This window comes from Nucisporomicrobium flavum (assembly GCF_016464385.1).
Taxonomy (GTDB): domain Bacteria; phylum Actinomycetota; class Actinomycetes; order Mycobacteriales; family Micromonosporaceae; genus Actinoplanes; species Actinoplanes flavus_A.
The window spans coordinates 8,691-32,387 of record NZ_JADMLH010000035.1; the positions used below are offsets into that span (position 1 = coordinate 8,691).

At 73.3% G+C, this 23,697-nt stretch carries 27 protein-coding genes; 14 read left to right on the top strand and 13 right to left on the bottom strand.

Features of this window, described 5'->3' with window-relative positions; genetic code table 11:
• Positions 1–47: 47 nt before the first annotated feature.
• Positions 48–1,331, bottom strand: a complete 1,284-nt coding sequence (locus IT780_RS40740; RefSeq protein ID WP_199517256.1) for a copper amine oxidase — start codon at positions 1,329–1,331, stop codon at positions 48–50.
• 17 nt (positions 1,332–1,348) lie between these two features.
• Complete coding sequence (locus IT780_RS40745; RefSeq protein ID WP_199517257.1) at positions 1,349–2,080, bottom strand: hypothetical protein; 732 nt, start codon at positions 2,078–2,080, stop codon at positions 1,349–1,351.
• A 144-nt stretch (positions 2,081–2,224) separates the two neighbouring features.
• On the opposite strand from IT780_RS40745, the gene IT780_RS40750 reads away from it, so the two are divergent.
• A complete protein-coding gene (locus IT780_RS40750; protein WP_199517258.1) occupies positions 2,225–3,256 on the top strand; it encodes an LLM class flavin-dependent oxidoreductase in 1,032 nt (343 codons plus the stop codon).
• 22 nt (positions 3,257–3,278) lie between these two features.
• Here IT780_RS40750 and IT780_RS40755 read toward each other — a convergent pair whose 3' ends face one another.
• Positions 3,279–4,037, bottom strand: a complete 759-nt coding sequence (locus IT780_RS40755; RefSeq protein ID WP_199517259.1) for an ABC transporter permease — start codon at positions 4,035–4,037, stop codon at positions 3,279–3,281.
• Positions 4,034–4,960: an ABC transporter ATP-binding protein gene (locus IT780_RS40760; RefSeq protein ID WP_199517260.1), complete on the bottom strand. Its 927-nt coding sequence runs from the start codon at positions 4,958–4,960 to the stop codon at positions 4,034–4,036. The genes IT780_RS40755 and IT780_RS40760 overlap by 4 nt, the downstream gene beginning before the upstream one ends.
• Positions 4,961–5,026: 66 nt before the next feature.
• Between IT780_RS40760 and IT780_RS40765 the strand changes: the two genes are divergently transcribed.
• Entirely contained in the window at positions 5,027–5,665 is a 639-nt protein-coding gene (locus IT780_RS40765; RefSeq protein WP_199517261.1) for a TetR/AcrR family transcriptional regulator, read from the top strand.
• A 101-nt stretch (positions 5,666–5,766) separates the two neighbouring features.
• Here IT780_RS40765 and IT780_RS40770 read toward each other — a convergent pair whose 3' ends face one another.
• Together IT780_RS40770 and IT780_RS40775 are read right to left on the bottom strand one after the other, a co-directional pair.
• Positions 5,767–6,375, bottom strand: a complete 609-nt coding sequence (locus tag IT780_RS40770) for a hypothetical protein (RefSeq protein WP_199517262.1) — start codon at positions 6,373–6,375, stop codon at positions 5,767–5,769.
• A 25-nt stretch (positions 6,376–6,400) separates the two neighbouring features.
• Positions 6,401–7,972, bottom strand: coding sequence for a hypothetical protein (locus tag IT780_RS40775; RefSeq protein WP_199517263.1), 1,572 nt, complete (start codon positions 7,970–7,972; stop codon positions 6,401–6,403).
• Positions 7,973–8,076: 104 nt separating this feature from the next.
• Here IT780_RS40775 and IT780_RS40780 point away from each other — a divergent pair, with 104 nt between their 5' ends.
• Positions 8,077–8,700, top strand: coding sequence for a nitroreductase family protein (locus IT780_RS40780; RefSeq protein WP_199517264.1), 624 nt, complete (start codon positions 8,077–8,079; stop codon positions 8,698–8,700).
• Here the strand turns inward: IT780_RS40780 and IT780_RS40785 are convergent.
• Genes IT780_RS40785 through IT780_RS40795 form a run of 3 tightly spaced genes read right to left on the bottom strand, consistent with a single transcriptional unit; the run spans position 8,690 to position 12,191 of the window.
• On the bottom strand, positions 8,690–9,478 hold the full coding sequence (locus IT780_RS40785) for an SAM-dependent methyltransferase (RefSeq protein ID WP_199517265.1): 789 nt from the start codon (positions 9,476–9,478) through the stop codon (positions 8,690–8,692). The genes IT780_RS40780 and IT780_RS40785 overlap by 11 nt on opposite strands.
• A 29-nt stretch (positions 9,479–9,507) precedes the next feature.
• On the bottom strand, positions 9,508–11,586 hold the full coding sequence (locus IT780_RS40790) for a bifunctional diguanylate cyclase/phosphodiesterase (RefSeq protein WP_199517266.1): 2,079 nt from the start codon (positions 11,584–11,586) through the stop codon (positions 9,508–9,510).
• The gene (locus IT780_RS40795) at positions 11,586–12,191 is read right to left on the bottom strand and encodes an RNA polymerase sigma factor (RefSeq protein WP_199517267.1); all 606 of its coding nucleotides are present in this window, start codon (positions 12,189–12,191) and stop codon (positions 11,586–11,588) included. The genes IT780_RS40790 and IT780_RS40795 overlap by 1 nt, the downstream gene beginning before the upstream one ends.
• 147 nt (positions 12,192–12,338) lie before the next feature.
• Here IT780_RS40795 and IT780_RS40800 point away from each other — a divergent pair, with 147 nt between their 5' ends.
• Positions 12,339–13,184 carry a metallophosphoesterase family protein gene (locus tag IT780_RS40800; RefSeq protein ID WP_199517268.1) on the top strand — a complete coding sequence of 282 codons (846 nt, stop codon included), beginning with the start codon at positions 12,339–12,341 and terminating at the stop codon, positions 13,182–13,184.
• On the opposite strand, the gene IT780_RS40805 is transcribed toward IT780_RS40800, so the two are convergent.
• On the bottom strand, positions 13,165–14,118 hold the full coding sequence (locus tag IT780_RS40805; RefSeq protein WP_199517269.1) for a GlxA family transcriptional regulator: 954 nt from the start codon (positions 14,116–14,118) through the stop codon (positions 13,165–13,167). The two genes, IT780_RS40800 and IT780_RS40805, sit on opposite strands and share 20 nt — an antisense overlap.
• Positions 14,119–14,259: 141 nt before the next feature.
• Between IT780_RS40805 and IT780_RS42945 the strand changes: the two genes are divergently transcribed.
• A complete protein-coding gene (locus IT780_RS42945; RefSeq protein WP_267910260.1) occupies positions 14,260–14,391 on the top strand; it encodes a hypothetical protein in 132 nt (43 codons plus the stop codon).
• A 63-nt stretch (positions 14,392–14,454) separates the two neighbouring features.
• On the opposite strand, the gene IT780_RS40810 is transcribed toward IT780_RS42945, so the two are convergent.
• Complete coding sequence (locus tag IT780_RS40810; protein ID WP_199517270.1) at positions 14,455–15,345, bottom strand: hypothetical protein; 891 nt, start codon at positions 15,343–15,345, stop codon at positions 14,455–14,457.
• A 287-nt stretch (positions 15,346–15,632) separates the two neighbouring features.
• Here IT780_RS40810 and IT780_RS40815 point away from each other — a divergent pair, with 287 nt between their 5' ends.
• The 5 genes from IT780_RS40815 to IT780_RS40835 all read left to right on the top strand — a co-directional run bounded on the left by IT780_RS40815 (position 15,633) and on the right by IT780_RS40835 (position 19,784).
• Positions 15,633–16,418, top strand: coding sequence for an MEDS and STAS domain-containing protein (locus IT780_RS40815; RefSeq protein WP_199517271.1), 786 nt, complete (start codon positions 15,633–15,635; stop codon positions 16,416–16,418).
• Positions 16,415–17,368: an anti-sigma factor RsbA family regulatory protein gene (locus IT780_RS40820; RefSeq protein WP_199517272.1), complete on the top strand. Its 954-nt coding sequence runs from the start codon at positions 16,415–16,417 to the stop codon at positions 17,366–17,368. Before IT780_RS40815 ends, IT780_RS40820 begins: the two co-directional genes overlap by 4 nt.
• Positions 17,369–17,449: 81 nt before the next feature.
• Positions 17,450–18,679: a CobW family GTP-binding protein gene (locus IT780_RS40825; RefSeq protein ID WP_199517273.1), complete on the top strand. Its 1,230-nt coding sequence runs from the start codon at positions 17,450–17,452 to the stop codon at positions 18,677–18,679.
• Positions 18,676–18,933 (top strand): type B 50S ribosomal protein L31, encoded by a 258-nt coding sequence (locus tag IT780_RS40830; RefSeq protein WP_199517274.1) that lies wholly within the window; start codon positions 18,676–18,678, stop codon positions 18,931–18,933. Before IT780_RS40825 ends, IT780_RS40830 begins: the two co-directional genes overlap by 4 nt.
• A gap of 206 nt (positions 18,934–19,139) precedes the next feature.
• The gene (locus IT780_RS40835; RefSeq protein WP_199517275.1) at positions 19,140–19,784 is read left to right on the top strand and encodes a hypothetical protein; all 645 of its coding nucleotides are present in this window, start codon (positions 19,140–19,142) and stop codon (positions 19,782–19,784) included.
• Here the strand turns inward: IT780_RS40835 and IT780_RS40840 are convergent.
• Positions 19,781–20,257, bottom strand: a complete 477-nt coding sequence (locus tag IT780_RS40840; protein WP_199517276.1) for a molybdenum cofactor biosysynthesis protein — start codon at positions 20,255–20,257, stop codon at positions 19,781–19,783. The genes IT780_RS40835 and IT780_RS40840 overlap by 4 nt on opposite strands.
• Positions 20,258–20,278: 21 nt before the next feature.
• A complete protein-coding gene (locus IT780_RS40845) occupies positions 20,279–21,151 on the bottom strand; it encodes an aldo/keto reductase family oxidoreductase (RefSeq protein WP_199517277.1) in 873 nt (290 codons plus the stop codon).
• 138 nt (positions 21,152–21,289) lie between these two features.
• Between IT780_RS40845 and IT780_RS40850 the strand changes: the two genes are divergently transcribed.
• The 4 genes from IT780_RS40850 to IT780_RS43650 all read left to right on the top strand — a co-directional run.
• Complete coding sequence (locus IT780_RS40850) at positions 21,290–22,141, top strand: helix-turn-helix domain-containing protein (RefSeq protein WP_199517278.1); 852 nt, start codon at positions 21,290–21,292, stop codon at positions 22,139–22,141.
• A 129-nt stretch (positions 22,142–22,270) separates the two neighbouring features.
• Entirely contained in the window at positions 22,271–22,546 is a 276-nt protein-coding gene (locus tag IT780_RS40855) for a DUF3040 domain-containing protein (protein ID WP_199517279.1), read from the top strand.
• Positions 22,543–23,562 carry an Acg family FMN-binding oxidoreductase gene (locus IT780_RS40860; protein WP_199517280.1) on the top strand — a complete coding sequence of 340 codons (1,020 nt, stop codon included), beginning with the start codon at positions 22,543–22,545 and terminating at the stop codon, positions 23,560–23,562. Before IT780_RS40855 ends, IT780_RS40860 begins: the two co-directional genes overlap by 4 nt.
• Positions 23,559–23,697: pyruvate dehydrogenase E1 component-related protein (locus tag IT780_RS43650; RefSeq protein ID WP_199517281.1), on the top strand; the 139-nt coding region annotated here is incomplete at its 3' end. The genes IT780_RS40860 and IT780_RS43650, both read left to right, overlap by 4 nt.

Here is a 23,697-nt window from a genome sequence, read left to right on the forward strand (position 1 = left end):
AGGGGCGGGGGGCGGCCCGGGTGGTGTGGCCGGGCCGGCCGCGCTGCTCAGTTCTGCTGGCCGTTGGCGCCGGCACGGCCGGCCGGGGTCAGCGGGTTCATCTCGGTGAAGTCCCGCGGCAGCAGGTCGAAGCCCTGCCAGTGCAGCGGCATCGGGCTCTGGTCCTCGTCGCGCGGCACGTGGTGGAAGCCCACCCGCACCCACATGACCGGGTCCTTGAGCGTCTCCTTGTCCTTGGCGAAGTCCAGGATCGACTTCTTCGACGCGCACTGCGGGTCGGCGTTGCCGGTGGCGAACTTCTCGCACGCGTGGCTCTGCGAGAACGTCACGTCGGGCGTGGTCTCCGGGTGCGCCTCGTACCGGTCGTCGGCGCCCTGGATCAGCTCGTACGAGCGCAGGTGCCCGTCCTTGTTCTTGCTGGTCGAGCTGACCAGTCGCCACCAGCGGCGGTTCACCTTGGAGAAGCTGCCCTCCTTGTCGATCGCCGTCTTGGTGGTCTTGAGCTTGGCGGTCATCGACCCCTGGCCGTTGAGCTTGGTGTCGTACTGCTCGACCTTCTCCCCGCCCTTGCCGGCGATGTTGAAGTCCACCCGCCAGAACGCGCTGTGGTAGTGCATCGCGGAGTAGTCGCGGGCGCCCTTGCCGATCGGCCAGCCCTTGTCCGCGTTGACGTAGTCGCCCGGGGACAGGTCGCCGGTCGCGCCGAGGCGGGCGGAGATCTGCCCGTCGTCGTGCAGGCGGTACTCGGTCACGTACTCGTACCAGCCGACCTTGCTGATCGCCCGCAGCACCAGGTCGTGGCCCTGCTTCGAGTAGACCGGCTCGCTGCCGTTGTCCTCGTACCCGTGCAGGCGGTACGCCAGACCCGACGCCTCCGCGCTGACGCACAGCACCTTGCGCCGCTCCGGCTCGGGAGCGCCGTCGGAGCCGGTACGCGCCGAGCCGCCCTTGCAGTCGTCCCCGGTGAGCGTCTGCAGGTTCCAGCCGCCGAAGCCGTAGTCGGTGATGTCGTTGTACTCGGTGTCGCCCGAGTCGTACGGCACGTTGAGCTGCGCGAGCCGGATCGAGTCGAGCACCTGCACCGGCTCCGGGTAGCGCTTGGAGGAGATGAACACCTTCTCCAGGATCAGGCCGGCCTGCTCCTGCATCCGCCAGCACAGCTGCCACGTGGTGCCGTTCGGCAGCGTCTCCTTGACCGTGGTGGACGCCGCGCACTGCTCGGCCGCGGCTGCGGCGGGCGCGGCGGCCGCGGGGCTGCCCGGGCTCGCGGCCAGCCCCAGCGAGGCCACGGTGAGCAGGGCGGCGGCGCCGGCTGTCTTCCGGTACGTCATTGCTGGTCGGTCCCCGTCTACTTCAGGCGGGCGACCGTGCGCCCGGAGAGGTCGATGATGATGTCGTTCACGTCGATGAACAGCCCGTCGCCGGTCTCCACCACGAGCTGCAGGCAGCGGTGCTTGCCGCACTGGGCGGCGCTGGTGTCGGCCGGCCGGGCCTTGTAGACGTGCGCCTTGACGGTCAGCCCGTCCTTGCCGGCGAACTGCTTCCCGGTCGCCTTCTGGTACGCGTCCTTCAGCTCGGACGCCAGCGGGTCGGCCAGCAGCATGTCGAGCGCCGTGGCGACCTCACGCTCCGACGCCGGCCGCTGCATCCCGGCGGCCGAGTACGACCCCGCGAGCTTGCCCGCCTTCAGGTCGACGACCTGCTTGACGAGCTTGTCGGTCTTGTAGTCGTAGTAGTACAGCTCGGCGCGGCGCCCGCCACCGTCCGCGAGCACATCCGCGGACAGGTATTCGGGTCCCTTCGCGCCGGTCACGTCCTCGGCACCGGCGGCGAGCTCCGGCGTCACCGCGAGCTCCCGCGCCCGGTCCACCTCGCCGCTGGTCAGCCCGTCCCGGCCCACCCCCGCGGCCGGTTCCGGTCCCGGGTCCGGATTCGACACCCGCGGCTGCTCCCCCGCGGCGCCCGGCGCCGGGTTCGGCGACGGTGCGGCGTTCGCGTGCCACGAGGCCACCCCGAAGGCGGTCACCGCGGTCACGGTCGCGATGCCCAGCCCCCAGCCCCATGTTCTCCGACGACCCATGTCCTCCCCCTCTTCGATGTATCGCCGGGGAGCATGCCGGTCGATCCGTAAGACCACGGTGAGCCCAAAGTTCAAAGTCATCTAAGTACGGGCACAGCCACGCCGGCGGGTTCACGGCTCCGCCCGGCGATCTAGGATCACGCCATGGCGCGCGTGGAATTCGGCTTGGACACATTCGGTGACGTCACTGTCGGGCCTGACGGTGAGCTGCTGCCGTACGCCCAGGTCATCCGCAACGTGATTGACCAGGCGGTACTTGCTGACGAGGTCGGCGTGGACGTGTTCGGTCTCGGCGAGCACCACCGCGATGACTACGCCGTGTCAGCGCCGGAGATCGTCCTGGCGGCCGTCGCGGCCCGTACCCGCCGGATCAAGGTGGGCACCGCGGTGACCGTGCTCAGCTCCGACGACCCCGTCCGCGTGTACGAGAGGTTCGCCACTCTGGCGGCGATCTCCGACGGCCGCGCGGAGATCACCCTGGGCCGCGGCTCCTTCACCGAGTCGTTCCCGCTGTTCGGCTACGACCTCGCCGACTACGACCGGCTCTTCGCGGAGAAGGCCGACCTCATGGCCGAGCTGCTGACCGAGAAGGCGGTGACCTGGCAGGGCACGGTCCGCCCGCCGCTGGACAACCAGGAGGTGTACCCGAAGACCGAGGCCGGCCGCATCCCCACGTGGATCGGCGTGGGCGGCAGCCCCGAGTCGGTGGTCCGCGCCGCCCAGTACGGCTTCCCCATGGTGCTGGCCATCATCGGCGGCGACCCGGCCCGCTTCGCCCCGTACGTCGACCTGTACCACCGCGCCCTCGCCGAGTTCGACCGAGAACGGCTCCCGGTGGCCGTCCACGCGCCGGGCTTCGTCGCCGCCACCGACGAGGAGGCGACCGAGACCCTCTGGCCGCACGCCCAGCGCGTGCTCACCCGCATCGGCGCGGAACGGGGCTGGCCCCCGCTCACCCGCGACCGCTTCGAGGCGGACATCGCCGAGGGCGCCTGGCACGTCGGCTCCCCGGCGACGGTGGCCGCCAAGATCGCCCGTACGGTCACCGCCCTCGGCATCCAGCGCTTCGACCTCAAGTACTCGGCGGGAACCCTCCCGCACGAATCCCTGATGACGGCGATCCACCTCTACGGCACCGAGGTGATCCCCCGCGTCTGCGAGCTCCTCGGCACCTGATACGCGCCGCGGTCCTCGGCCGTCAGAGGTCGCGTACCCGGAATGTCGCGTGGCTCGCGATGCTGACCGCGACGGCGGCGGCGATCAGGATGAGCAGCCCGGCGCCGGGGCCGACCATCCCGTCGACCGGCACGACCGCGTAGGCGGCCTGCCCGGCCGTGGTCGGCCAGAATCTGCCGAACCAGTCGCCGAGGAACCCGGGCAGGCCCGGACCGAGCGCGGGCACCAGCAGCAGGGCGCCGACCAGCAGGGCGAGGCTGCTGGTGGCCGATCGGACCAGCGTGCCGAGGGCCAGCCCGAGCAGCGCGACCAGGGTCAGGTAGAGCGTGCCGCCGATCAGCGCGCGGGCGACTCCCGGGTCGCCGGGGCCGGCGGCGGGCAGGTCGGCGCCGGTGAGCATCAGCTGCACCACGGCGAAGCTGAGCACCGAGGTGGCGAGGCCCACCACGAGCCCGAACGCCGCGACCACGGTCGCCTTGGCGGCGAGCAGCCGGGACCGTGACGGCACGAAGACGAGGCTGGCGCCGATCATGCCCGTGCCGTACTCCGGCGTGATGCTGAGCGCCCCCAGCATCCCGATGATGAGCTGCGCGAAGAGGAAGCCCTTGAGGCTCTCGGCGGTCGGGTCCCAGCCGGCCGGGATGCCGGACGGCGCCGTACCGAGCAGGTCGGAGGCGCCGAGCACGCTCAGGGCGACGCAGGAGCCCACCGCGCTCACCGCCGCGATCCAGGTGCTGCGGACGCTGCGGAGCTTGGTCCATTCGGAACGGAGCACGCTCATGCCGCCAGCCCTTCGTACTCGGTGATGTCGTGGGTGAGCCGGAGGAAGACGTCCTCCAGCGACTCGCGGACCCGGGCGAGCTCGTCCAGGGCGATGCCCTCGGCCGCGGCGATGGTGCCGACCGTCGCGGAGTCGGCCCCGGTCACCAGGAACGAGGAGTCCGGCTGCGCGGTGAACGCGACGCCGGCACCCTGCAGCGCGCGGGCCAGCTCCGCCGGCGACTGGGCCCGGACACTGACCGCCTGGGTGGTGTTGGCCCGGACGAACTCGTCGAGGGTGGCCTCGGCGATGAGCCTGCCCTGCCCGATGACGACCAGGCTGTCCGCGGTCAGCTCCATCTCGGACATCAGATGGCTGGAGAAGAGGATGGTGCGGCCCTCGCGCGCCAGATCCCGCATGAGCGTACGGATCCAGCGGATGCCCTCCGGGTCGAGGCCGTTGAGGGGCTCGTCGAGCACCAGGACGCCCGGATCGCCGAGCAGGGCGGTCGCGATGCCGAGCCGCTGGAGCATGCCCAGCGAGAACTCACCCGCCCGGCGGTCCGCGGCATCGCGCAGCCCCACCGTGTCGAGCACCTGGTCGACCCGTCGCCGGTCGAGACCCGCGGCCTGGGCGTATGCCAGCAGGTGCTGCGCCGCGGTGCGGTGCGGGTGGACCGCGCGGGCGTCCAGCAGCGCGCCGACCGTGCGAGCCGGGTCGTCCAGGCCGGCGATGCCCCGCCCGCCGACGGTGATGGTGCCGGCCGTGGGTCTGGTCAGGCCGAAGAGCATGCGCATCGTCGTGCTCTTGCCCGCCCCGTTGGGCCCGAGGAACCCCGTGATCACCCCCGGTTCCGCGGTGAACGAGAGGTCGTCCACGACCGCTCGGCCGCCGTACCTCTTGGTCAGTCTGTCCGCCCGGATGCCGGCGGCCGGTGACGTCATGCTGCCCCTCCCCTGTAAAACCACACTGCTGAGTGTAGTTTATCGCCGCAGCGTACCCTGATGCGCGTGCCGAAGGTGATCGCGGAAGTGCAGACCCCTGGGCGCCGGCGCAGGTCGGAAGGCAAGCGGGCCGCGATCCTCGACGCCGCCGAGGCGCTGTTCATCAGCGAGGGCTACGAGCGAGCGGGCGTGGACGCCATCGCCGGTCGCGCCCAGGTCTCCAAACGGACCGTGTACGACCACTTCGGCGACAAGGAGACGATCTTCCTGCGGGTGCTGGAACGCGTGAACGACGCGCTGGTGACCACCATCCGCGCCGCCATCGACGAGGAGCTGCTCCCCGGCCGCGACCTGCAGGAGGCGCTGACGGCCTTCGGGCACCGCATCGTCGACCGGGCGCTGGCGTCGTCGGACTACTTCGCCTTCCGCCACCTGGACGCACAGCAGCGGCCGGCGCTCCGGCTGCCCGAGGCGGACCGCGACCGCCCGGAGCAGATGCTCGAGAAGCGCTTCGCCGAGCTGGCGGCCGAGGGCGCGATCCGGGCTCCCGATCCGGCCCTCGCCGTGCGGCACTTCACCGCCCTGACGATCGGCCTCGCGCGGGAGGCCGTCACCGCGCAGCGGGCCGGGGCGCGGCCACCGGACACAGCCGCGATCATCGCCGACGGCGTGGCCGCCTTCCTGCGCGCCTACCGGCCCGGCTGAGACGGGCGGCGACGTCCCGCCGCCACAGGCTGCGGCCGGCGGCGGCGATGAACCGCGCCGGCTCGATCATGGCGACTTCCTCCGGCTGAGCGGCGTCCGGCTCACCCGGGCCCGTCGACGCTCTCCACCACCGTCACAGCGGCCTCCCGAGTCTGCTCGGCCTCGGCCGCCGGCGACTGGGCCGTCATGACGAGGTACTGGTCGTCGCCGTACGGGATCGTCCAGTGCGCCTGCCACCACGGCTCGCCGTCGTGCTCGTAGCCCAGCTCGACAACGGTGACGCCCACATCGTCGGTGTGCCGGCGCAGAACCCTCTGCCCGGGTGCGACGAGAGCGTCCGGATCCGCCAGCCGGGCCCGCGCCACCGGCCCCTGCGGGAAGATGGTCGCCTGACCCGGGCCCTGCAGGTAGAAGGGGGTGCCGTCGCTCGCGTCCTGCGGCGACTCGAGGGTGAGACCGAGCGGCCAGCGCACCCGGAACACCGACGTCTCGACCCGCCAGAACGGGGTGTCCGGCCCGTCCGCGACGTCCACGACGTCACCGCCGCCGGGGTGCCGGCCGGGCTCGATCACCGCCTGCTCCACCCCCGCGGCGGTCCAGCGGGTGACCCGTACGGCGTCCGAGCCGTCCCGCTCGCGCTCGAACGCGTACGGCCAGTGCGGCAGAAGGACCATTCCGAAGCCGGTCAGCCGGGCGAGCACATGTCCCACGCCCGGCAGAGTAGCCGACCACCCGTCATGGGCGGCGTCGGCGGCGCAGGGCGGCCAGGACGGTCGCCCCGGCGAGGAGGAGGCCGAGACCCTCCGCCGCGATCGTCGCCGCGGTCGTACCGGTGACCGGGAGACCGCCGCCCTGGCCGCCGAGGCGCAGCGCGATGGCGGCTCTGTTGTTCGCCGGCTTCCGGTCGATGGCTGCCACGTCGTCCATCAGCACCTCGACCGCACCCTCGGCGTCGGCGGCGGCGCGCCCCGGCTGCACGGTGAAGGCGAAGGTCAGGCGCTGCCCCGGCCGCAGGCGCAGGGACTGCGGCGTGCAGGCGTACTCCAGTGGGCCGCTCCCGGAACCCCCGGCGGCTGCCGACGGCGGTGGGCCCGGCGGGTCCTCCGCGAACAGCGCCGAGCAGCGAGCGTCGGCCCTGAGGACGGAGAGCCCCGGCGGCATCGTGACGAAGACGAACGGCAGGTTGTTGCCGAACGGCGGGTACCGCAGCGTGCCGGGCCCGCGGTTGACCAGGCCCACCTCGATCCTGCGCGCCTCCCCCGGCCGGCCGGTGACCATCGCTCCGACAGCGACGACATCGGCTCGCCGGCGACCGGTGACGGTGACCGTGCTGGAGGAACCGTTGTCGTCGGCGTCGGTGTCGGCCTGGGGCACCTGCGCCGCCCGGGCCGAGGGCACCTCGATCAGGTCCAGGTCGGGGCCGGCGCCCTGCCGCCCGGTCGACGGGCCGCCCAGGGAGTCCTCCCAGTCCTGCCATTCCGCGAGGGTCAGCCACTGCGCGTCCGTCCGCGCCTCGCTGCCGGCTGCGGCGTCGCTCGGGATCCGCACCGTGAAGGGCTGCGACGTCTGGTACGTCCGGCCGGCCGCGAGCGTCGCGTCGAAGGTGCAGACCGCGCCGCCGTCGTCCTCGTACGCGCAGTTGCCGAAGTCGGTGTCCGCGAGGGCGGCGCCGGCGAGGGTGAGCACCAGCCCTTCGACGCCCCGGGAGCCGGTGTTGCGCACCTGCGGGCGCAGGGCCACGGAGCCGCCGGGCGCCACCGTACGCGGCCGCGGGTCGATCGCCGTGAGGTTCACGCCTGCTCCGATGCGTACCCTCGCATTTTCCGTGGTTGCCGGCCCGTCGTCGGCCTTGGCCGTGACGGTGAGGGTGCCGGCGTCGCCGGGCACGGAACCGGGTTTCGCCGTGAGGCGCATCGTGACGCTGGGGATCGTGAAGAGGCTGAAGCTGCCGGTCTCGGGGAGCTTGAGGACCTGCTGCGGCCCCGGAACGGTGCACCGCGTCACCGGGCCGGTCGTCCGGCATGTCACCTCGGGCTGCGCCGGTTCAACCTCGACGTCCGCCACCGCCGCGACCGAAGCGGTGTCGACGGAGATCGTCACCTCGTCCGCCCAGCCGGGCCGGTCGGAGCTCAGGAAGAAGCTCAGTTCCTCCTCGACGGCCGGCCCGCCGGCGGGGAGGGTGAAGTTGCGGAGGAAGAGGTTCGCCGTGACCGTGCCGGCGGGCGCCGCCCCCGCGGGCGCGCCGGGCGGGACGAGCGTCGCCATGGCGAGCAGAGTCGGGATGAGAAGGCGGCGCGGGCGGATCATGGCGTCCTCTGTCGGGCGGCGGAAGCTCGAACGGTGCAAACCGGACGTTACCGCCGCGGCAGAAATCGGTCCGGATATTGGCGCAACCCGGATACATTGCCGCCATGGAATTCCAGGACGTCGTCCGTCGCCGCCGCATGGTCCGCCGCTACGACTCGGGCCGGCCGATCCCGCCGGAGGTCGTGGACCGCATCGTGGACAACGGCCTGCGGGCGCCCTCCGCCGGCTTCTCCCAGGGCTGGGGCTTCCTGGTGCTCGACCAGCCGGCCGACCTCGAGCGTTTCCGGGCCGCCGTACGCCCCGCCGAGAACCCCGACCGCTGGTTCGCCGCGAATGTCGAGGCGCCGCTGCTGATCGTCGCCCTGTCCAACAAGGACGCCTACCTCGACCGGTACGCGCAGGCGGACAAGGGCTTCACGGACCGCTCGGACGCCTGGTGGCCGGCGCCGTACTGGGACATCGACACCGGCTTCGCCTCGCTGCTCATGCTGCTGACCGCCGTCGACGCGGGCCTCGGGGCGTGCTTCTTCGGCCTCCCGGCGGGCCGGGTCGAGGCGTTCCGCGAGGAGTTCGGCGTGCCCGCGCACTTCGCGCCGATCGGGGCGATCTCGGTGGGCTACAGCGACGAACCTCCCCGCGACCTGCGCGACCGCCGCCGCCCCCGCGAGGAGGTCGTGCACCGCGGCCACTGGCAGCAGCCGGCGGAGCCGGAGCCGGTCAGGGGTTGATCTGGGCGACTCCCGCGACCACCGCCATGCCGTGCGGCTCGCCGTTGCCCGCGTCCGGCCATTCGTGCACCCAGACCAGGCCCGGTTGCACCAGCTCCGCGTTGCCGAAGAAGCGCAGGATCTCGCCGCGGGTACGCCCGTGGGCCGCCGAGACGTCCGTGCGGCGGTACAGGGCGGCGACCTGTTCCGAGGCCGCGTCCGCCGGGGTGTCCGAGACCCCGTGCGAGATCACCACGTACGAGCCGGGCGGTAGCGCCGCACGCAGCCGGTCGACGGCCAGGTACGCGTCGTCGTCCGGCACGAAGTGCAGCATCGCCACGAGCAGCAGCCCGATCGGCTGGTCGAGGTCGAGCAGGTCACGGACGGCGGGATGGTCGAGGATGGCCTCGGGAAAGCGCATGTCGGCCTGGACCGCCGCCGCCGCCGGGTTGTCCTTGAGGATGTCGTTGCTGTGCGCCACGGCCACCGGGTCGATGTCCACATAGACCACGCGCGCCCCGGGTTCGCGACGCTGGGCGATCTCGTGGACGTTGCCGACCGTCGGGATGCCGCTGCCGATGTCGAGGAACTGGCGTACGCCCCGCTCCAGCAGGTATTCCACCGCCCGGCTGAGGAAGGCGCGGTTGGCCCGGGCCATGTCGCCGGCGCCCGGGATCGCGGTGAGCAGCCGCTTGGCCGCCTCCCGGTCCGCGGCGAAGTTGTGGTTGCCGCCGAGCAGCGCGTCGTAGATGCGGGCGCTGCTGGGGCGGGTGGAGGGATCCGCGTCGGCGTCAGCCATGCCGAGGAACCCTACTCCACTGTGGTCGGTCATGACGCCACCCGTCCCGGTACCGGCACGAGCTTTCCCGTACGCCGCAGCAGCGCCGGAACCTGGTGCGGGGTCGTGGGCGCACCGTAACGCAGCCCCTGGGCGCCGTCGCAACCCGTGCCGACCAGCGTGGCGGCGCGCAGCTCGTCGTCGACGCCGTGCACGGTCAGCGTCAGGCCGAGCGCGTGCGCCATGCGGGCCATGCCGGCGACCAGGTCCCGGTCGGCCTCGGCGCTCGCCGGGTTTTCGTGCAGCAGGCTCGCCGGGGTACGCAGCCCGTGCACCGGCAGGTCCCGCAGGTACGCGAGGCTGCTCGGCCCGGTGCCGAAGTCGTCCAGCACGATGCGGACGCCCAGCGCGGCCAGCGCGGCCAGCACGGTGTGGCTGTGCGCCCCCGCGGGCACGGCGTCGATCCCGGACAGGTGCAGGTGCAGCCGCTTGGGCGGGAGACCGCTGCCGGCCAGCGCCTCGCGGACCAGCTCGACGGCGTCCGGGTAGCCGATCTGGTGCACGGGCAGGTCGAGCCCGACGAACGGGCCCTTCTTGCCGCCGTCCCACTGCATCGCCTGCCGGCACGCCTGGTCCACGAGGCTGCCGGCGAGCCGCATCGTGGTCTCCCGGTCCCCGGTGAGCTGACCGATCCGGCCCAGGTCGAGCGTGCCGAGATGCGGGTGCCGCCAGGCCATCCGGGTGTGCAGCCCGGCGATGCGCCCGGAGCTCAGCTTGACGATCGGCTGGTACGTGGGCGGCCCGGTGACCAGCCCCGCCACCGCGGTCGCGCCGCCGCCCCGGACGGGGTCGGCGGGCTGCGGGTCGTACAGGGCCCAGCCGCTGCTGCCGGCGCGGGCCTGGCGTACGGCGATCTCCGCGTCGACCAGCACCCGCCCGGCGTCGAGCCCCTCGGTCGGCACGTCGACCACACCGACGTGGGCGTCCAGGTCGGCGGTCAGGCCGGTGCCGGGCAGCGAGGCCGGCTCGCGCAGCGCCGCGGTGATCCGCTCGGCCAGCTCGGCCAGGTGCGCGATGCCGCCGCTGTCCTGCACGAGGACCGCGAAGGTCTGCCCGCCGTGCCGGGCCAGCAGGTAGTCCGGGTGCCGGGCGAGGACCTGCAGCCGGCGGGCCACCTCGGCGAGCACGTGGTCGCCCCCGTCGGCACCGAACTGCTCGCAGACGGCGGCGTGCCCGCCCAGGTCGATCAGGCACACCCCGACGTGCCGGCCGGGGTGGCCGCCGTGCCCCGCCTGCTGCAGGCGCTGCACCAGCCGGGACTTGCTGGCCAGCCCGGTCACCGGGTCGTAGAACGCCAGCCGGCGGTAGCGGGCCTCGCTGTCGTGCAGCGCGAGCTGGAACTCGCGGGCCGCCCGCTGCGTGGCGCGGTGCAGCGACTCCTGCTGGGCGAGGGTGCGCGCCTGCAGGGCGGCGGCGAAACCGGCGGCGAACGCGCCGGCCACCTGCCGGGCCGGGGGCCTGAGCTCGTCGCCGTCGGCCAGGTGGTCGAGCACCACGGCCATCGTCGCGGGCAGCGCCTCGGGGCGGCCGATGCCGAGGGCGACGACCTCCAGGCCGATCCGGTACGCGGCGTCCACGTCGGCCGGGGTGGCGTGCGCCGCGTCGTGCAGGCAGGCGGCGTACACGCCGAGGGTCTGCGCCGCGACGGGCCCGGCGACGGGCAGGTAGACACCGGCGGCGGTGGCGGCCGCCAGCCAGGTCTCCCCGACCGTGCGCCCGAGGTCCGTCGCGGCGGGCATGGGCGCCAGCTCCACCGGGGCGGGGGCGGGCGGGGCGCCGGCGAGCGTGCGCCGGGCGCTCTGCACCGTACGGGCCGCCTGGTCGAGGGCGGCGTCGGTGTAGCGCAGCGCGGTCTCCAGCGCGGCGGCGACGATGCCGTCCGCGCGCTGCCTCGCGTCCTCGATGAGCCGGTCGGCGGCGTTGTCGCCGGTGGCCGGGGGCTCCTCGTCGGGCACGGGGTCGTAGCCGCACTCGCCCAGGATCTGGTTGAGCGCGGCGATCATCATCGCGTGGGTGAGCACCGGGTCGTCCCCGTCGGGAGCGCCCCCGGGCCGGGCGGGCTCGGCCATCAGCTCTCGCCTCCAAGATCAGGCTGGGACTTCGGCGCGCGCTGGGTGGGTATCGCCTGCCAGAGCGCCACGGCCTGGCGGCGGCCCAGTTTCAGCGCGGTCCGTACCGCCTCGGGGGTCTTGCCGACCCGCGCGGCGATCTCGGACGGGGTGAGGCCCTGCGCGGAGAGCTCGAGCGCCTCGCGCCGGGCGGGCGGCAGCTGGGCGAGCACACCGGAGAACCATTCCTGCAGCTCGTACGCGACCAGCCCCGGATCGTCGGCGCGCCCCTCGTCGAGCTCGGCGACGTCGGCGACCAGCACCTCGTCGCCGTGGCCGCCGGCGCGGCGCTGCTTGAGCCAATGCGAGCGGGCGGCGGTGCGGACCCAGGCGACCGGGTGGGTAAGGTCGGACCAGCGCCGCAGCGCCTCCCGGATGGCTTCGGCGACCGCGTCCTGCGCCTCCCAGCGGTCGGCGCCCTCGCGCAGCAGGTTGCGGACGAGCCCCTCCCAGTAGCGCCGGAAGAACTCCTCGATCTCCGCCGCCGGGGGCGGGTTCGCGATGGCCGGTCGCGGCGGGGCCGGTTCCCCGTCCGCCACGTCCGGCGCGCCGTGCGCTTCCACCACCGCTGCCTCCGTTCGCCGACGAACACCCACCTAAGTAGGTCCACAGCGGAGCGTCGGCGTGACAGCGGAGCCCAAGATTCTTTTGTCGGCGCGGGCCGGGCATAGTGGCCGGAGAGCGCCGGACATCGACACCAACGGGAGGCACGGGTGACGGGGACCCTGTACGCCGTCAGCGACCTGCACGTCGCGTACGCCGAGAACCGCAAGCTGGTCGAGGCCCTGCACCCGCCGTCACCGGACGACTGGCTGATCGTGGCGGGCGACGTCGCCGAGGTGTTCGGCCACATCGAGACGACGCTGCGGCTGCTGCGATCCCGCTTCGCCGAGGTGATCTGGGCGCCGGGCAACCACGAGCTGTGGACGCACCCGAAGGATCCGGTGCAGCTGCGCGGGGTGGCCCGGTACGAACGGCTGGTGGAGATGTGCCGGGAGATCGGCGTCCGTACGCCGGAGGACGAGTACGCGGTCTGGCACGGCGCGGGCGGCCCGGTGACGATCGCCCCCCTGTTCCTGCTGTACGACTACACGTTCCGGGCGCCGGGCACCACCACGAAGGAGGAGTCGCTGGCGTACGCGTACCGCACGGGCGTGGTCTGCACCGATGAGCAGATGCTGCATCCGGACCCGTACCCGGATCGCGAGTCCTGGTGCCGCGCCCGGGTCGCGGCGACCGAGCGGCGTCTCGCCGCGCTGGATCCGGACCTGCCGACCGTGCTGGTGAGCCACTGGCCGCTGCACCGGCACCCGACCGAGGTGCTGTGGTACCCCGAGTTCGCGCAGTGGTGCGGCACCGAGCTCACCGCGGACTGGCACACCCGCTTCCGGACGGCGGCCGCCGTCTACGGGCACCTGCACATCCCGCGCGTGACCTGGCAGGACGGGGTGCGCTTCCACGAGGTGTCGCTGGGCTATCCCCGGGAGTGGGGCCGGCGCGACGGCGAGCCGGTGCTGCTCAAGCCGGTGCTGGAAGCGGTCACGCCACCCGGCTCCTGAACATCGCCCGGTACGCCTGCGGGGTGGTGCTCAGCCGCTGTCCGAAGTGGTGGCGCAGGGTGGCGGCGCTGCCGAAGCCGGCCCGGACCGCGATCATGTCGATGCCGAGGCCCGAGTCCTCGAGCAGCCGGCGGGCAAGCAGCACCCGCTGGTTGGTCAGCCAGTCGTGCGGGGTCGCGCCGGTCTCGGCACGGAACCGCCGGGCGAACGTACGCGGCGACATGCGCGCCTGCGCGGCCATCGTCTCGACGGTGTGCGGCCGGTCCAGGGTCTCCATGACCGCCGTCAGCACCGGCTGCAACGTCTCGCACTCGATCGGCTGCATCGGGGTCTCGATGAACTGTGCCTGGCCGCCGTCGCGGTGCGGCGGTACCACCATGCGGCGCGCGATCTGGGTGGCGACGGCGGAGCCCTGCTCGGCGCGGATGAGGTGCAGGCCACAGTCGACGGCGGCGGAGGTGCCGGCGCTGGTCAGGACGTTGCCGTCGGCGACGTAGAGCACGTCCGGATCGACCTTGGCGGTCGGGAACCGCTCGGCGAGCCGGGCGGTGTGCCGCCAGTGGGTGGTGCACCGGCGGCCGTCGAGCAGCCCGGCGGCGCCGAGCACGAACGCGCCGGTGCAGACGCTCATCACCCAGGCGCCGCGCTCGTGCGCGCGGCGCAGGACACCGAGGACCTCCTCCGGCGGATCCTCGTCGCTGTCGTTGGGGACGACAGCGACCAGGTCGGCCTCCTCGGCCGGCGCCAGGTCGTGGCCGGGCATCAGCGAGAACCCGGCATGGGTACGGACGGGACGCCCGCCCACGGTGCACACGGAGAACTCGTACGCCGGGAGCCCTTCGTCGGTGCGGTCGTAGCCGAACAGCTCGCACAGCACCCCGAGCTCGAAGACGGCCACGGGCGGCAGCGCGATGACGGCGACCTTGTCCAGCATGCGGCCAGCGTACGGCCGGTTGGCAGGATTTTGAAGATGTATGGCATTACTGCCACTGTCCGGGGCCCGCCCGGCGGACCAGACTGAAGTCATCCCCGGTGCGCACCGGCTCTCGTTTCGCCGGACAGGGATGTGACCACCATGGCACTCGGACTGCTGCTGTTTCTCCTGCTGATCGTGCTCGCCCCGAGCCTCGGACTGACCGTGGACTCGCGGGACAGCGCCGACTGGAAGCCCACGACCGACGGCGTACGCGCCCCCGGCCGCCGGTGACCCCGGACAGCGCGACGGCGCGGCCCCCGCCCGGGGACCGCGCCGCCTCTGACTCACCCCGCGTCAGTTCTTGGCGCCGGCGCCCGCCTCGTCGGCAGCGCCGGCGTCACCGGCCTGCTCGTCGGCAGCGTCGCCCGCACCCGCATCCTGACCCTTGCCCGCGTCACCCTTGCCCGCGTCCTCGCCGCCCGCGTCCTGGCCGGCTCCGGCGTCCTCACCGGCACCCGCCTCGTCGCCCGCACCGGCGTCACCCGCGCCGGCGTCACCGGCGGCAGCCTTTGCGTCGGCGAGCGTCAGGCACGCGGCCAGCAGGCCCTCGCGAGCGGTGACCACCGCGGCGTCGAGATCAGCCGCGTCACCCGCGCCGGCCTCGCCGTTGCCGTTCGCCTCGCCGTTGCCGTTCGCCTCGCCGTTGCCGTTCGCCTGGCCCTTGCCGTTGGCCTGGCCCTTGCCGTTCGCCTGGCCCTTCTCCTTGGCGTGGGCGATCTTCTTCGCGTACCGCTTGGCGATGGCCTTCTTCAGCTTCTTGGACTTCGCCTTCGCCGCCTTGTCCGCGCCCTTCTCCTGCCCGGCGCCCGCGGCGTCACCGGCGCCCGCGTCACCCTCGCCGGCGGCCTCGGCGTCGGCGGCGGCCTGATCGATCGCGAACTGGTCGCAGGACGTCTCGAGCGCCAGCGCCGACGCGGCGGCGGCCTCCGCGGCGCCCGCCTTCTGCTCCGGCTGCAGCTTCTCGCCGTCACAGACGACGTCCCCCGCGTTGATCTCCAACTTCTCGCACCCGGCGATGTTGAAGTCCTGGCCGTCGACCACCACGATCTCGGCGGCCTTCGCCTGTTCCCCGGCGGAGGCGAACTGCAGGCCGGTGATGCCGCCCGCCACCAGCACCCCGGCGAACACCACGGCGCCGATCGCCTTGCGGTTGACGCCGGTACCTCGTCGCTGACGCAGTCTCATCACCACTCCTCGTCGTCGGACCTCGTTGTCGTGTCGGGAGTCGATACGGTGTCCGGCCACGGCACGGTTCACCGGGAATGCGAATTTCCCCGGTTCAATTTCCGGCCGATTTTTTTGAACTTTCTCCCGGCCGGCCTCTTCGGCGTCACCGGCAACCTGGCCCGGCGGATGGTCTGCCCGCCACTGTTCACCCGCCCGGACGAGTGGCTGCTCGCCAGATTGACCCCGGGGGGCCACGCCGCGCGATGGGGGCGGCGGAAAGTGCAGCCTATAGTCGGATGATGGGCATGAGCGGGACCATCGGCGCCGACGTGTGCCAGCCGTACCGGCATGCCTGCCTGACCTACGAGGATCCGGCGGAGTTCCAGTCGGCGGCCCGTGACTTCCTCGGCGCCGGCCTCGCCGCGGGCGAACAGGTCTGGTATCTGGCCCCCGAGGCACCGCACGGCTGGGACATCACGCCGCGGATCGTGACGCTCGGTGACCAGTATCCGGAGGACAGCGTCATCGACCCGGCCGCGGGGCTGGCGGCGTACGCGCAGGCCACCGAGCAGGCGCTCGCCGAGGGGTACACCGGCCTGCGGGTCGCCGCCGACGTCACGACGCTGCTGCGCACCCCGGCGCAGGTCGACGCGTTCGCACGGTACGAGATCCAGGTCGACCGCTACGTCCGTACGCACCCGTTCTCGGCGCTGTGCGCGTTCGACCGCGTCCGCATGGGCGACGAGGCCGCCGACCAGCTCGCCTGTGTGCACCCGGTCTCCGACGCGCCGTTCCGGCTGTTCACGCCCCACGCGGGCCGCGGGGACGCCGCCCTGGCCGGCGAGATCGACGAGACCACCCGGGCCCTGTTCCTGCAGGCGCTCGACCGCGCCGCGCTGCGCCCCGGCGGCGACGAGCTGGTGCTCGACGGGCACGACCTCGCCTTCATCGACCACAACTCGCTGCTGCACCTGGACGCGCACGCCCGCGCGCTGGGCACCACCGCGGTGCTGCGCACGGCGGTGCCGGCCGCTGCCCGGCTCGCCGGCCTGCTGGAGCTGACGTCGTTGCGCGTGGAGACCGCCCGATGAGAACGGGTGCGGCGGAAGGGCACGCCGGCTACTTCCACGCGGCGGTGCGGTACGCCTCCGACGACGAGCTGCTGGCCGTCACCGTGCCGTTCCTGCTGGGCGGCGTCGAGGCCGGCGAGCCCACGTTCGTGTCGTTCGGCGAGCGGACAGCCGCCCTGGTCCGCTCGGCGCTGCCCCGTGACTCCGGGGTGCGATTCCTGACCGCCGGCGACGTGTACGCCCGCCCCGCCGCCGCCATCCGCTCCTACCGCCGACTGCTCACCGAGCAGACGGCGGCCGGGGCGGGACAGATCCGGATCATCGGCGAGGTGCCGGTCACCAGCAACACGTGGGACTGGTGGGCGCGCTACGAGTCGGCCATCAACCACGCGTACGACGACTTCCCGCTGTGGAGCATGTGCGCGTACGACGCCCGGATCACCCCCGAGCCGGTGCTGGCCGACGTGGCCCGTACCCACCCGCGGTACGCGCTGCCCGGCGGCACGCATGCCGACAGCCCCACGTACACCGAGCCCCGCGTCTATCTGTCCGAGGCGCACCCCCCGGTTCCTGACCCGTTGCAGTCCCGCCCGGCAACGGTGGAGCTCGCCGATCCCACCCCCGGCCAGGCCCGGCACGCCGTGCACGCCGCCGACCGCGGACAGCTGCCCGCCGCGGACGTGGAGGGCCTGGTGGTCGCGGTGAGCGAGACCGTCACCAACGCCCTCCGGTACGGCGCCCCGCCCGTGTGCCTGCGCGTCTGGAGCGGCGCCGACCGCATCGTGGTGACCGTGACGGACCAGGGCCCCGGCCCCAAGGACCCGTACGCCGGCCTGCTGCCGGCGCTCGACAGCGCCGCGGGCGGCCGCGGCCTGTGGATCACCCACCAGTCCTGCAACCACGTCGCGGCCTGCGCCGGCGACGACGGCTGGACGATCCGCATGATCGCCGGCAACACCCACGTCGCCTGATCCACCCTCCCGGTCGACCCGCCCGGGCATCCGTGCGCCCGGCGACTTTACAATGAAAATCGTTTCCAACAAGATGGAGGCATGAGCGCCCGTACCGTCACCGCCACGCCGCGTGTCACCGTCCTCGCCGGCTTCTCCGCGCCCGCCACCGATGCGGTGGCCCGGAGCCTGCTCGTCACCGACCCGGCGCTGCTGCTCGTCCGCCACGACATCAGCCGGCTCAGAGAGGGCCTCGTCCGCCGGACGGTCCGCACCTCCCGCGCGGTCCTCGAGGACGAGCTCGTGCACCTCGTGCACGGATGCGCCGCCTGCACCCTGCGGGAGGACGTGCTGCCGACCCTCGTACGCCTCGCCGCCACCCGGCCGCAGAGCGACATCGTCCTGGTCCTGCCGCCCGCCGTGGAACCCGAGGCGCTCGCCGCGGCGTGTACCCAGTGCGCCGTCGACGGCGTGCCGGTCACGGACGCGGTCCGCTTCGACTCGTACGTGACCGTGGTCGAGGGATCCGCGTTCCTCGCCGACCTGACCGCCACCGACGACCTGCGCCACCGCGACCTGCACGCCGCCGAGGAGGACCACCGCTGCGTCGCCGACGTCCTCGCCCGCCAGATCGAGTACGCCGACACCCTCGTCGTCTGGGGCCGCCCCGACCCGACAGGCGTGGCGGAGACCGTCCTGCACCGCCTCGCCCCGTGGGCCTCCCAGGTACGCGTCGGCGACACGGCGGCGGTCGACTGTGCCGGGCTGGCTGAACGGTTGCGGCGTACCGGACGGCACGACCCGGCCAAGCCCGGCGTGCTCGCCCGGGCCCTCGAGGGACGGCCGATCGGCGTGGACGAGCCGGCCGGCGAGCACGGCGTCACCGCGCTGGTCTTCCGGGCCCGCCGGCCCTTCCACCCGCAACGCCTGCACGACGCGCTGGACGGCCTGACCGGCGACACGCTGCGTGGGCGCGGCCAGCTGTGGCTGGCCACCCGCCCCGACCTGGCCGTCGCCTGGGAGTCGGCGGGCGGCGGCATCGGCCTGGGCAGCCTCGGACCCTGGCTGGCCGCACAGCCACCCGCCGCCTGGAACGACGCCGGCGTCCTGCGCCGCCTCACCGCGGACCTGGACTGGGACCCGTACTACGGCGACCGGCGTACCGTCCTGGCCTTCATCGGCCTCGCCCTCGACGGCCCGGACCTGACCCGCCGGCTGACCGGCTGCCTGCTCACCGACGCCGAACTCGCCGGCGGCGAGGCGGCCTGGGCCGGAATATCCGACCCCTTCGCGGACTTCTTCCCGGTGGATTCCGAGGAGGTCCGACCATGAAGAACGGCATCCACCCCACCTACGGCCCGGTCGTCTACCGCGACCGCAGCGCCGGCTACAGCTTCCTGACCCGCTCGACCGCCACCAGCGACAAGACGATCGAGTGGGAGGACGGGAACACCTACCCGGTCCTGGACGTCGACATCTCGGCGGGCAGCCACCCGTTCTGGACGGGCAAGCAGCGCCTGCTCGACACGGCGGGCCGCGTCGAGAAGTTCCGCCAGAAGTACGCCCGCGCCCGCGCCGCGAAGTAGACCCCGCCAACCGAGGCGCCCCGGCCACCCGGCCGGGGCGTTTCCGTCTGTGCTGCCCGGCGCGGCGAGCCCCGGTCGATAGGCCGGGGTGGCGACACTAGGCCGTCACCAGGAACCGTCCACGAGCTCCGGAGGTCACCTTGTCGCGCTCATCCCGGCTGCCGGCCTCGGACGGATGGAGACGCACGATCGGGATCGTCGGAGCCGTGATGGTTCTAGCGGGTGTCGCGCTGACGATCGCGGACCGCGACGGGGGGAATGTGGTCGCGATCGTCATTACCGGCGCCCTGCTGTTCGTGAGCCCGCTGATCCTTCACCGGCTGCGGGAGTTCTCGGTGAGCCCGGACGGGGTGACGTTCAGCCTGGTCACCGAGATAGCGCAGACCGCACCCGACACGGCGGCCATCCTCGGGCACACAGAGCTCGCCGGCCTCGCGCAGTCCTACGCGATCGTTCACGCCGAGCTTCCCGGCGACGCGAACAAGGCGACACGAGCCGCGGTCGAGGATGTCTTGTTGAAACGTGCCGCCGACACCGCCCGGTTGCACACGTTCAACGCCGACGAGGTGCGGTCGCTCTTCAGGCAGGGATCGCCCGTCATCCGCGCGCTGGCACTCGGCCTGATGGAGGGCGACACCTCGCTCGCGGACGGCGAGACGATCCAGGCTGCGATCGGCGCCTCGCGCTCCGGCAACGAGCAGTACCACGGGCTCAAGCTGGCGCAACTCGCATGGCGCCAGTTGGCGCCGGCCGAGAGGTCCGCGATTCACGGGTCGATCGATCGCTTGAGCGGCCTCGGAGCCGGTCGTCAGGCACTTGCCCGGCAGGTACGCGAGCTGCCCGCTTCCTAGCCGGGCTCGATCTCGACGGTGACCGGACCGACGCGCAGGATGCCGTCGTTGAGCGGCGTGCAGCGCACCCCGCCCTTCCCGCGCAGCGCCCTGAACGCTCCCGGGCCGATCGCCACGTCCATCCAGGCGCACGGGTTGGCACGCCGGCGGATCCGCAGGCGGACCGGGCCGTCGCCCGAGTCCAGGGTGAGGATCGAGCCGACCAGGTCGTCCACCGCGACGCCGGACAGCAGCACGTTGCGCCGCGCCTGGCGGAGGTCGGCGCCCGCCGGGAGGCTCTCCGCCGCCATGACCGTGATCGCGGCGTCGCGGTGGGCGGGGTGGGCGTAGTAGCGGTCGCCGACGATGCCCAGGCCCGCGCGGACCTGGACCGTCGTGGTGAGTTCGCCCGGTGGGGCCGGCGCCGGGCCGTCCGACGGCCGGCCCTCATACCGGTGTACGGCGGATGCGAGCAGCTGCACGATCTCCGGCATGGCAGCGAGTGTACGAAGCCCTCAGGCCGCCGCCCCGCCGATGGCGTCGAGTTCCGCCACCGCGTCGGCCGGCAGCTCGAGGGCGGCGCCGGCCACGTTCTCGCGCAGGTGGTCGACCGACGAGGTGCCGGGGATCAGCAGGATGTTCGGGGAGCGCTGCAGCAGCCAGGCCAGGGCGACCGCCAGCGGGGTCGCGTCGAGGCGCTTCGCAACCGTGTGCAGGGTTTCCGACTGCAGCGGTGAGAAGCCGCCGAGCGGGAAGTACGGCACGTACGCGATCCCCTGCCGCGCGGTGAGCTCGACCAGCGCGTCGTCCTCGCGGTGGGCGATGTTGTAGAGGTTCTGCACGCAGACGATCGGGGCGATGCGCTGCGCCTCGGCGAGCTGGTCGGCGTTGACGGTGCTGAGGCCGAGGTGCCGGATCAGGCCCTGCTGCTGCAGCTCGGCGAGCGCCTCGACCTGCGCCGCGATCGAGCCGGGCTCGGGGCTCTCGACGCCGCCCATGCGCAGGTTGACCACGTCGAGCGTGTCCAGGCCGAGGCGGCGCAGGTTGTCGTGGACCTGGGACGTCAGCTCGGCGGGCGTACGGGCGTGCGGCCAGCCGCCGTTCCCGTCGCGGCGGGCGCCGACCTTGGTGACGATGTGCAGGCCGGCCGGGTACGGCGCGAGCGCCTCGCGGATGATCTCGTTGGTGACGTACGGGCCGTAGAAGTCGGCGGTGTCGATGTGGTTGATGCCGAGGCCGACGGCGGCGCGCAGCACGGCGATCGCGGCGTCGCGGTCCTTCGGCGGTCCGAAGACGCCCGGTCCGGCGAGCTGCATCGCGCCGTAGCCGACCCGGGTGAGCTCGAGGTCGCCGACGCGGTACGTACCCCCGAGGGTGTGGGTTGCCATGGTGTCCTCTCCGCTCGCGGCGTGTTCCGGCGAGCTGTCGCCCACGATGCCCCGGGCGCGAAGGGGTAGGCAGGGCCCCGCTCATCCTGGGGGTGGCGGGACCAGGATCCGGCGCGCGGCCGACCGTACGATGGGGGCGTGGCCAGGTCGAACGTGCTGGGTGAGTATCTGCGGGCCCGCCGTGAGCTGGTGAATCCGGCGGACGCGGGCCTGCGGGTCGTGGGGGTCCGGCGGACGCCGGGGCTGCGCCGCGAGGAGGTGGCGACGCTGGCCGGGATCAGCGCCGACTACTACCTGCGGCTCGAGCAGGGCCGCGACCGGAACCCGTCGCCGCAGGTGCTCGAGGCGCTGGCCCGGGTCTTCGGCCTGGACGCGACCGCCACCGAGTATCTGCTGAGCCTGTCCACGAGCCGGCCGACGGGCCGGCGGGCCCGTCGCGAGGCCGTACCGACGGGGATCCGCCAGCTGCTGGACGCGCTGAACCTCCCGGCGTTCGTGGAGAGCCGGATGTTCGACGTGCTCGCCGCGAACCGGCTGGCCACGGCCCTGTCCCCCAGCATCCGCCCGGGCGGCAACCGGCTGCGCTCGGTCTTCCTGGACGAGGACGTGCGCGACGAGATCCCCGACTGGGATCAGGCCATCGCCGGCATGGTGGCCTCGTTCCGGGCGTCGATCGGCACGGACGTCGACGACCCGCGCACCGCCCAGCTCGTCGGCGAGCTGTCGCTGGCCAGCGAGCCGTTCCGGCGCCTGTGGGCCCGCCACGACGTCAAGCCGCTGGCGGGTGCGCCGATGCGGCTGCTGCACCCGCAGGTCGGCATGCTGCACCTGCGCCGGGAGAAGCTGCCGATCGGCGACTCGGGCGGCCAGCTCCTGGTGATCTACCACGCCGAGCCGGGCTCGGACAGCGCCCGCGCCCTGGCCCTGCTCGGCTCCCTCGCCGCGACGGATTCCGCGGACGACGCGGGCCGGCTGTCCCGGAACGCCTAGCAGCCGCCCACCTTGCCGGGCGTCGGCAAAGCAGGCCCGGCATGGTGGCCGTTCCCACGCCTGCCCCGGCCGCACCCCGCCGAGCGATGCTGATCGTGTCGACGATCCGGCCGAGGTGGAGGGACGACCATGCTGAGCGATGCCGAACAGCGGCGGCTGAGTGAGATCGAGCGGGACCTGCGGGTTCAGGATCCGTCGTTCGCCGAGCGGATCGGTACGGCGGCCCCGCAGCCGGCCCTGCGCCGGTGGTGCGGCATGGGCGCCGTCGACTGGTTCCTGGCCGGCGTCGTCGCGGCGTGCCTGGCGATCCTGCTGGGCAGCGGCGGCATGGCGGTCATCGCGCTGATGGGCTTCTGCGCCGGTTTCGCGCTGTGGACCGGCAACTCCGACGGCAGCCCGCGATGAACACGACCACCTGCGAATCCGGCCGGCGCACGCTCACCGACGTCCTGATCGAGGCCGCCTCGGTGGCGGTCTCCCATGCGCCTTCGGTGCTCAACACCCAGCCGTGGCGCTGGCGGGTGCACACCGATCGGCTGGAGCTGTTCGCTGATCGCAGCCGCCAGCTCACGGCCACCGACCCGGACGGGCGGCTGCTGACGCTCAGCTGCGGCACGGCCCTGCACCACGCCCGCGTGGCACTCGCTGCCCGCGGCTGGACCTGCCGGGTGCACCGGACCACCAGCGCTTCCCTGCCCGGCCTGCTGGCCGTGCTGACCGGCTTCGACCGGATCGCCGTCACGCCGCGGGCACGACACGAGGAGTACGTCCTGGGCGTCCGGCACACGGATCGCCGCCCGGTCAGTGACGAGCGGCTGGCTCCTGCGGTCGTCCGTGCGATCGCAGCGGCGGCCGGCGACCGCGCCCACCTGCACGTGCTGACCGGCGAGCAGGTCTTCGACCTGTCCGCCGCCTCGTCGCGGGCCGCGGCTTTGCAGGTGCGGGACCCCCTGGCCTGCGCCGAGCTGCGGTACTGGACGAGCCGCACGATGGGCGAGGGTACCGGGCTGCCGGACGCGGTGCTGCCGGAGCGGCCGCCGCAGACCACGGTGCCCGGCCGGGGCTTCGGCCACGCCGGCACGCTGCCGATCGGGCGCGGCCACGACCGGGCGGCGACGTACGCGCTGCTCTACGGCGACGACGACGATCCCGGCGGCTGGCTGGCGGCCGGGGAGGCCCTGTCGTCGATCTGGCTCACCGCCACCTCGCTGAACGTGTCGGTGCTGCCGATCAGCGACGTCGTCGCGGTGGCCGGGACCCGCGAGCGGCTGCGCCGGATGCTCACGGCGTTCGACCACCCGTACCTGGCGTTGCGGCTGGGCATCGCCGAGCCGGAGTCCGGTGCCGCGCGACGCACCCCGCGTCTGCCGGCCGCTCAGCTCATCGACACCACGCCCGCGAATCGGGCGCAGTACGCATGACCACCGCACCGGACATCGACCCCGAGGAAACCAGTGAGTGGGTCGAGTCGCTCGACGGAGTCATCGACGAACGCGGGGCCAAACGTGCCCGTTACGTGATGTTGCGCCTGCTCGAGCGGGCCCGGGAGCGGCAGG

What these genes read in the sequence shown, in the direction of transcription:
- IT780_RS40830 (WP_199517274.1), top strand. Translation starts at nt 18,676, where the DNA reads ATGAAGAACGGCATCCACCCCACCTACGGCCCGGTCGTCTACCGCGAC.
- IT780_RS40840 (WP_199517276.1), bottom strand. Translation starts at nt 20,257, where the DNA reads ATGCCGGAGATCGTGCAGCTGCTCGCATCCGCCGTACACCGGTATGAG.
- IT780_RS40815 (WP_199517271.1), top strand. Translation starts at nt 15,633, where the DNA reads ATGAGCGGGACCATCGGCGCCGACGTGTGCCAGCCGTACCGGCATGCC.
- IT780_RS40775 (WP_199517263.1), bottom strand. Translation starts at nt 7,972, where the DNA reads ATGATCCGCCCGCGCCGCCTTCTCATCCCGACTCTGCTCGCCATGGCG.
- IT780_RS40805 (WP_199517269.1), bottom strand. Translation starts at nt 14,118, where the DNA reads ATGCTGGACAAGGTCGCCGTCATCGCGCTGCCGCCCGTGGCCGTCTTC.
- IT780_RS40845 (WP_199517277.1), bottom strand. Translation starts at nt 21,151, where the DNA reads ATGGCAACCCACACCCTCGGGGGTACGTACCGCGTCGGCGACCTCGAG.
- IT780_RS40750 (WP_199517258.1), top strand. Translation starts at nt 2,225, where the DNA reads ATGGCGCGCGTGGAATTCGGCTTGGACACATTCGGTGACGTCACTGTC.
- IT780_RS40860 (WP_199517280.1), top strand. Translation starts at nt 22,543, where the DNA reads ATGAACACGACCACCTGCGAATCCGGCCGGCGCACGCTCACCGACGTC.
- IT780_RS40855 (WP_199517279.1), top strand. Translation starts at nt 22,271, where the DNA reads ATGCTGAGCGATGCCGAACAGCGGCGGCTGAGTGAGATCGAGCGGGAC.
- IT780_RS40785 (WP_199517265.1), bottom strand. Translation starts at nt 9,478, where the DNA reads ATGGCTGACGCCGACGCGGATCCCTCCACCCGCCCCAGCAGCGCCCGC.
- IT780_RS40810 (WP_199517270.1), bottom strand. Translation starts at nt 15,345, where the DNA reads ATGAGACTGCGTCAGCGACGAGGTACCGGCGTCAACCGCAAGGCGATC.
- IT780_RS40780 (WP_199517264.1), top strand. Translation starts at nt 8,077, where the DNA reads ATGGAATTCCAGGACGTCGTCCGTCGCCGCCGCATGGTCCGCCGCTAC.
- IT780_RS40755 (WP_199517259.1), bottom strand. Translation starts at nt 4,037, where the DNA reads ATGAGCGTGCTCCGTTCCGAATGGACCAAGCTCCGCAGCGTCCGCAGC.
- IT780_RS40740 (WP_199517256.1), bottom strand. Translation starts at nt 1,331, where the DNA reads ATGACGTACCGGAAGACAGCCGGCGCCGCCGCCCTGCTCACCGTGGCC.
- IT780_RS40825 (WP_199517273.1), top strand. Translation starts at nt 17,450, where the DNA reads ATGAGCGCCCGTACCGTCACCGCCACGCCGCGTGTCACCGTCCTCGCC.
- IT780_RS40790 (WP_199517266.1), bottom strand. Translation starts at nt 11,586, where the DNA reads ATGGCCGAGCCCGCCCGGCCCGGGGGCGCTCCCGACGGGGACGACCCG.
- IT780_RS42945 (WP_267910260.1), top strand. Translation starts at nt 14,260, where the DNA reads ATGGCACTCGGACTGCTGCTGTTTCTCCTGCTGATCGTGCTCGCCCCG.
- IT780_RS40760 (WP_199517260.1), bottom strand. Translation starts at nt 4,960, where the DNA reads ATGACGTCACCGGCCGCCGGCATCCGGGCGGACAGACTGACCAAGAGG.
- IT780_RS40745 (WP_199517257.1), bottom strand. Translation starts at nt 2,080, where the DNA reads ATGGGTCGTCGGAGAACATGGGGCTGGGGGCTGGGCATCGCGACCGTG.
- IT780_RS40820 (WP_199517272.1), top strand. Translation starts at nt 16,415, where the DNA reads ATGAGAACGGGTGCGGCGGAAGGGCACGCCGGCTACTTCCACGCGGCG.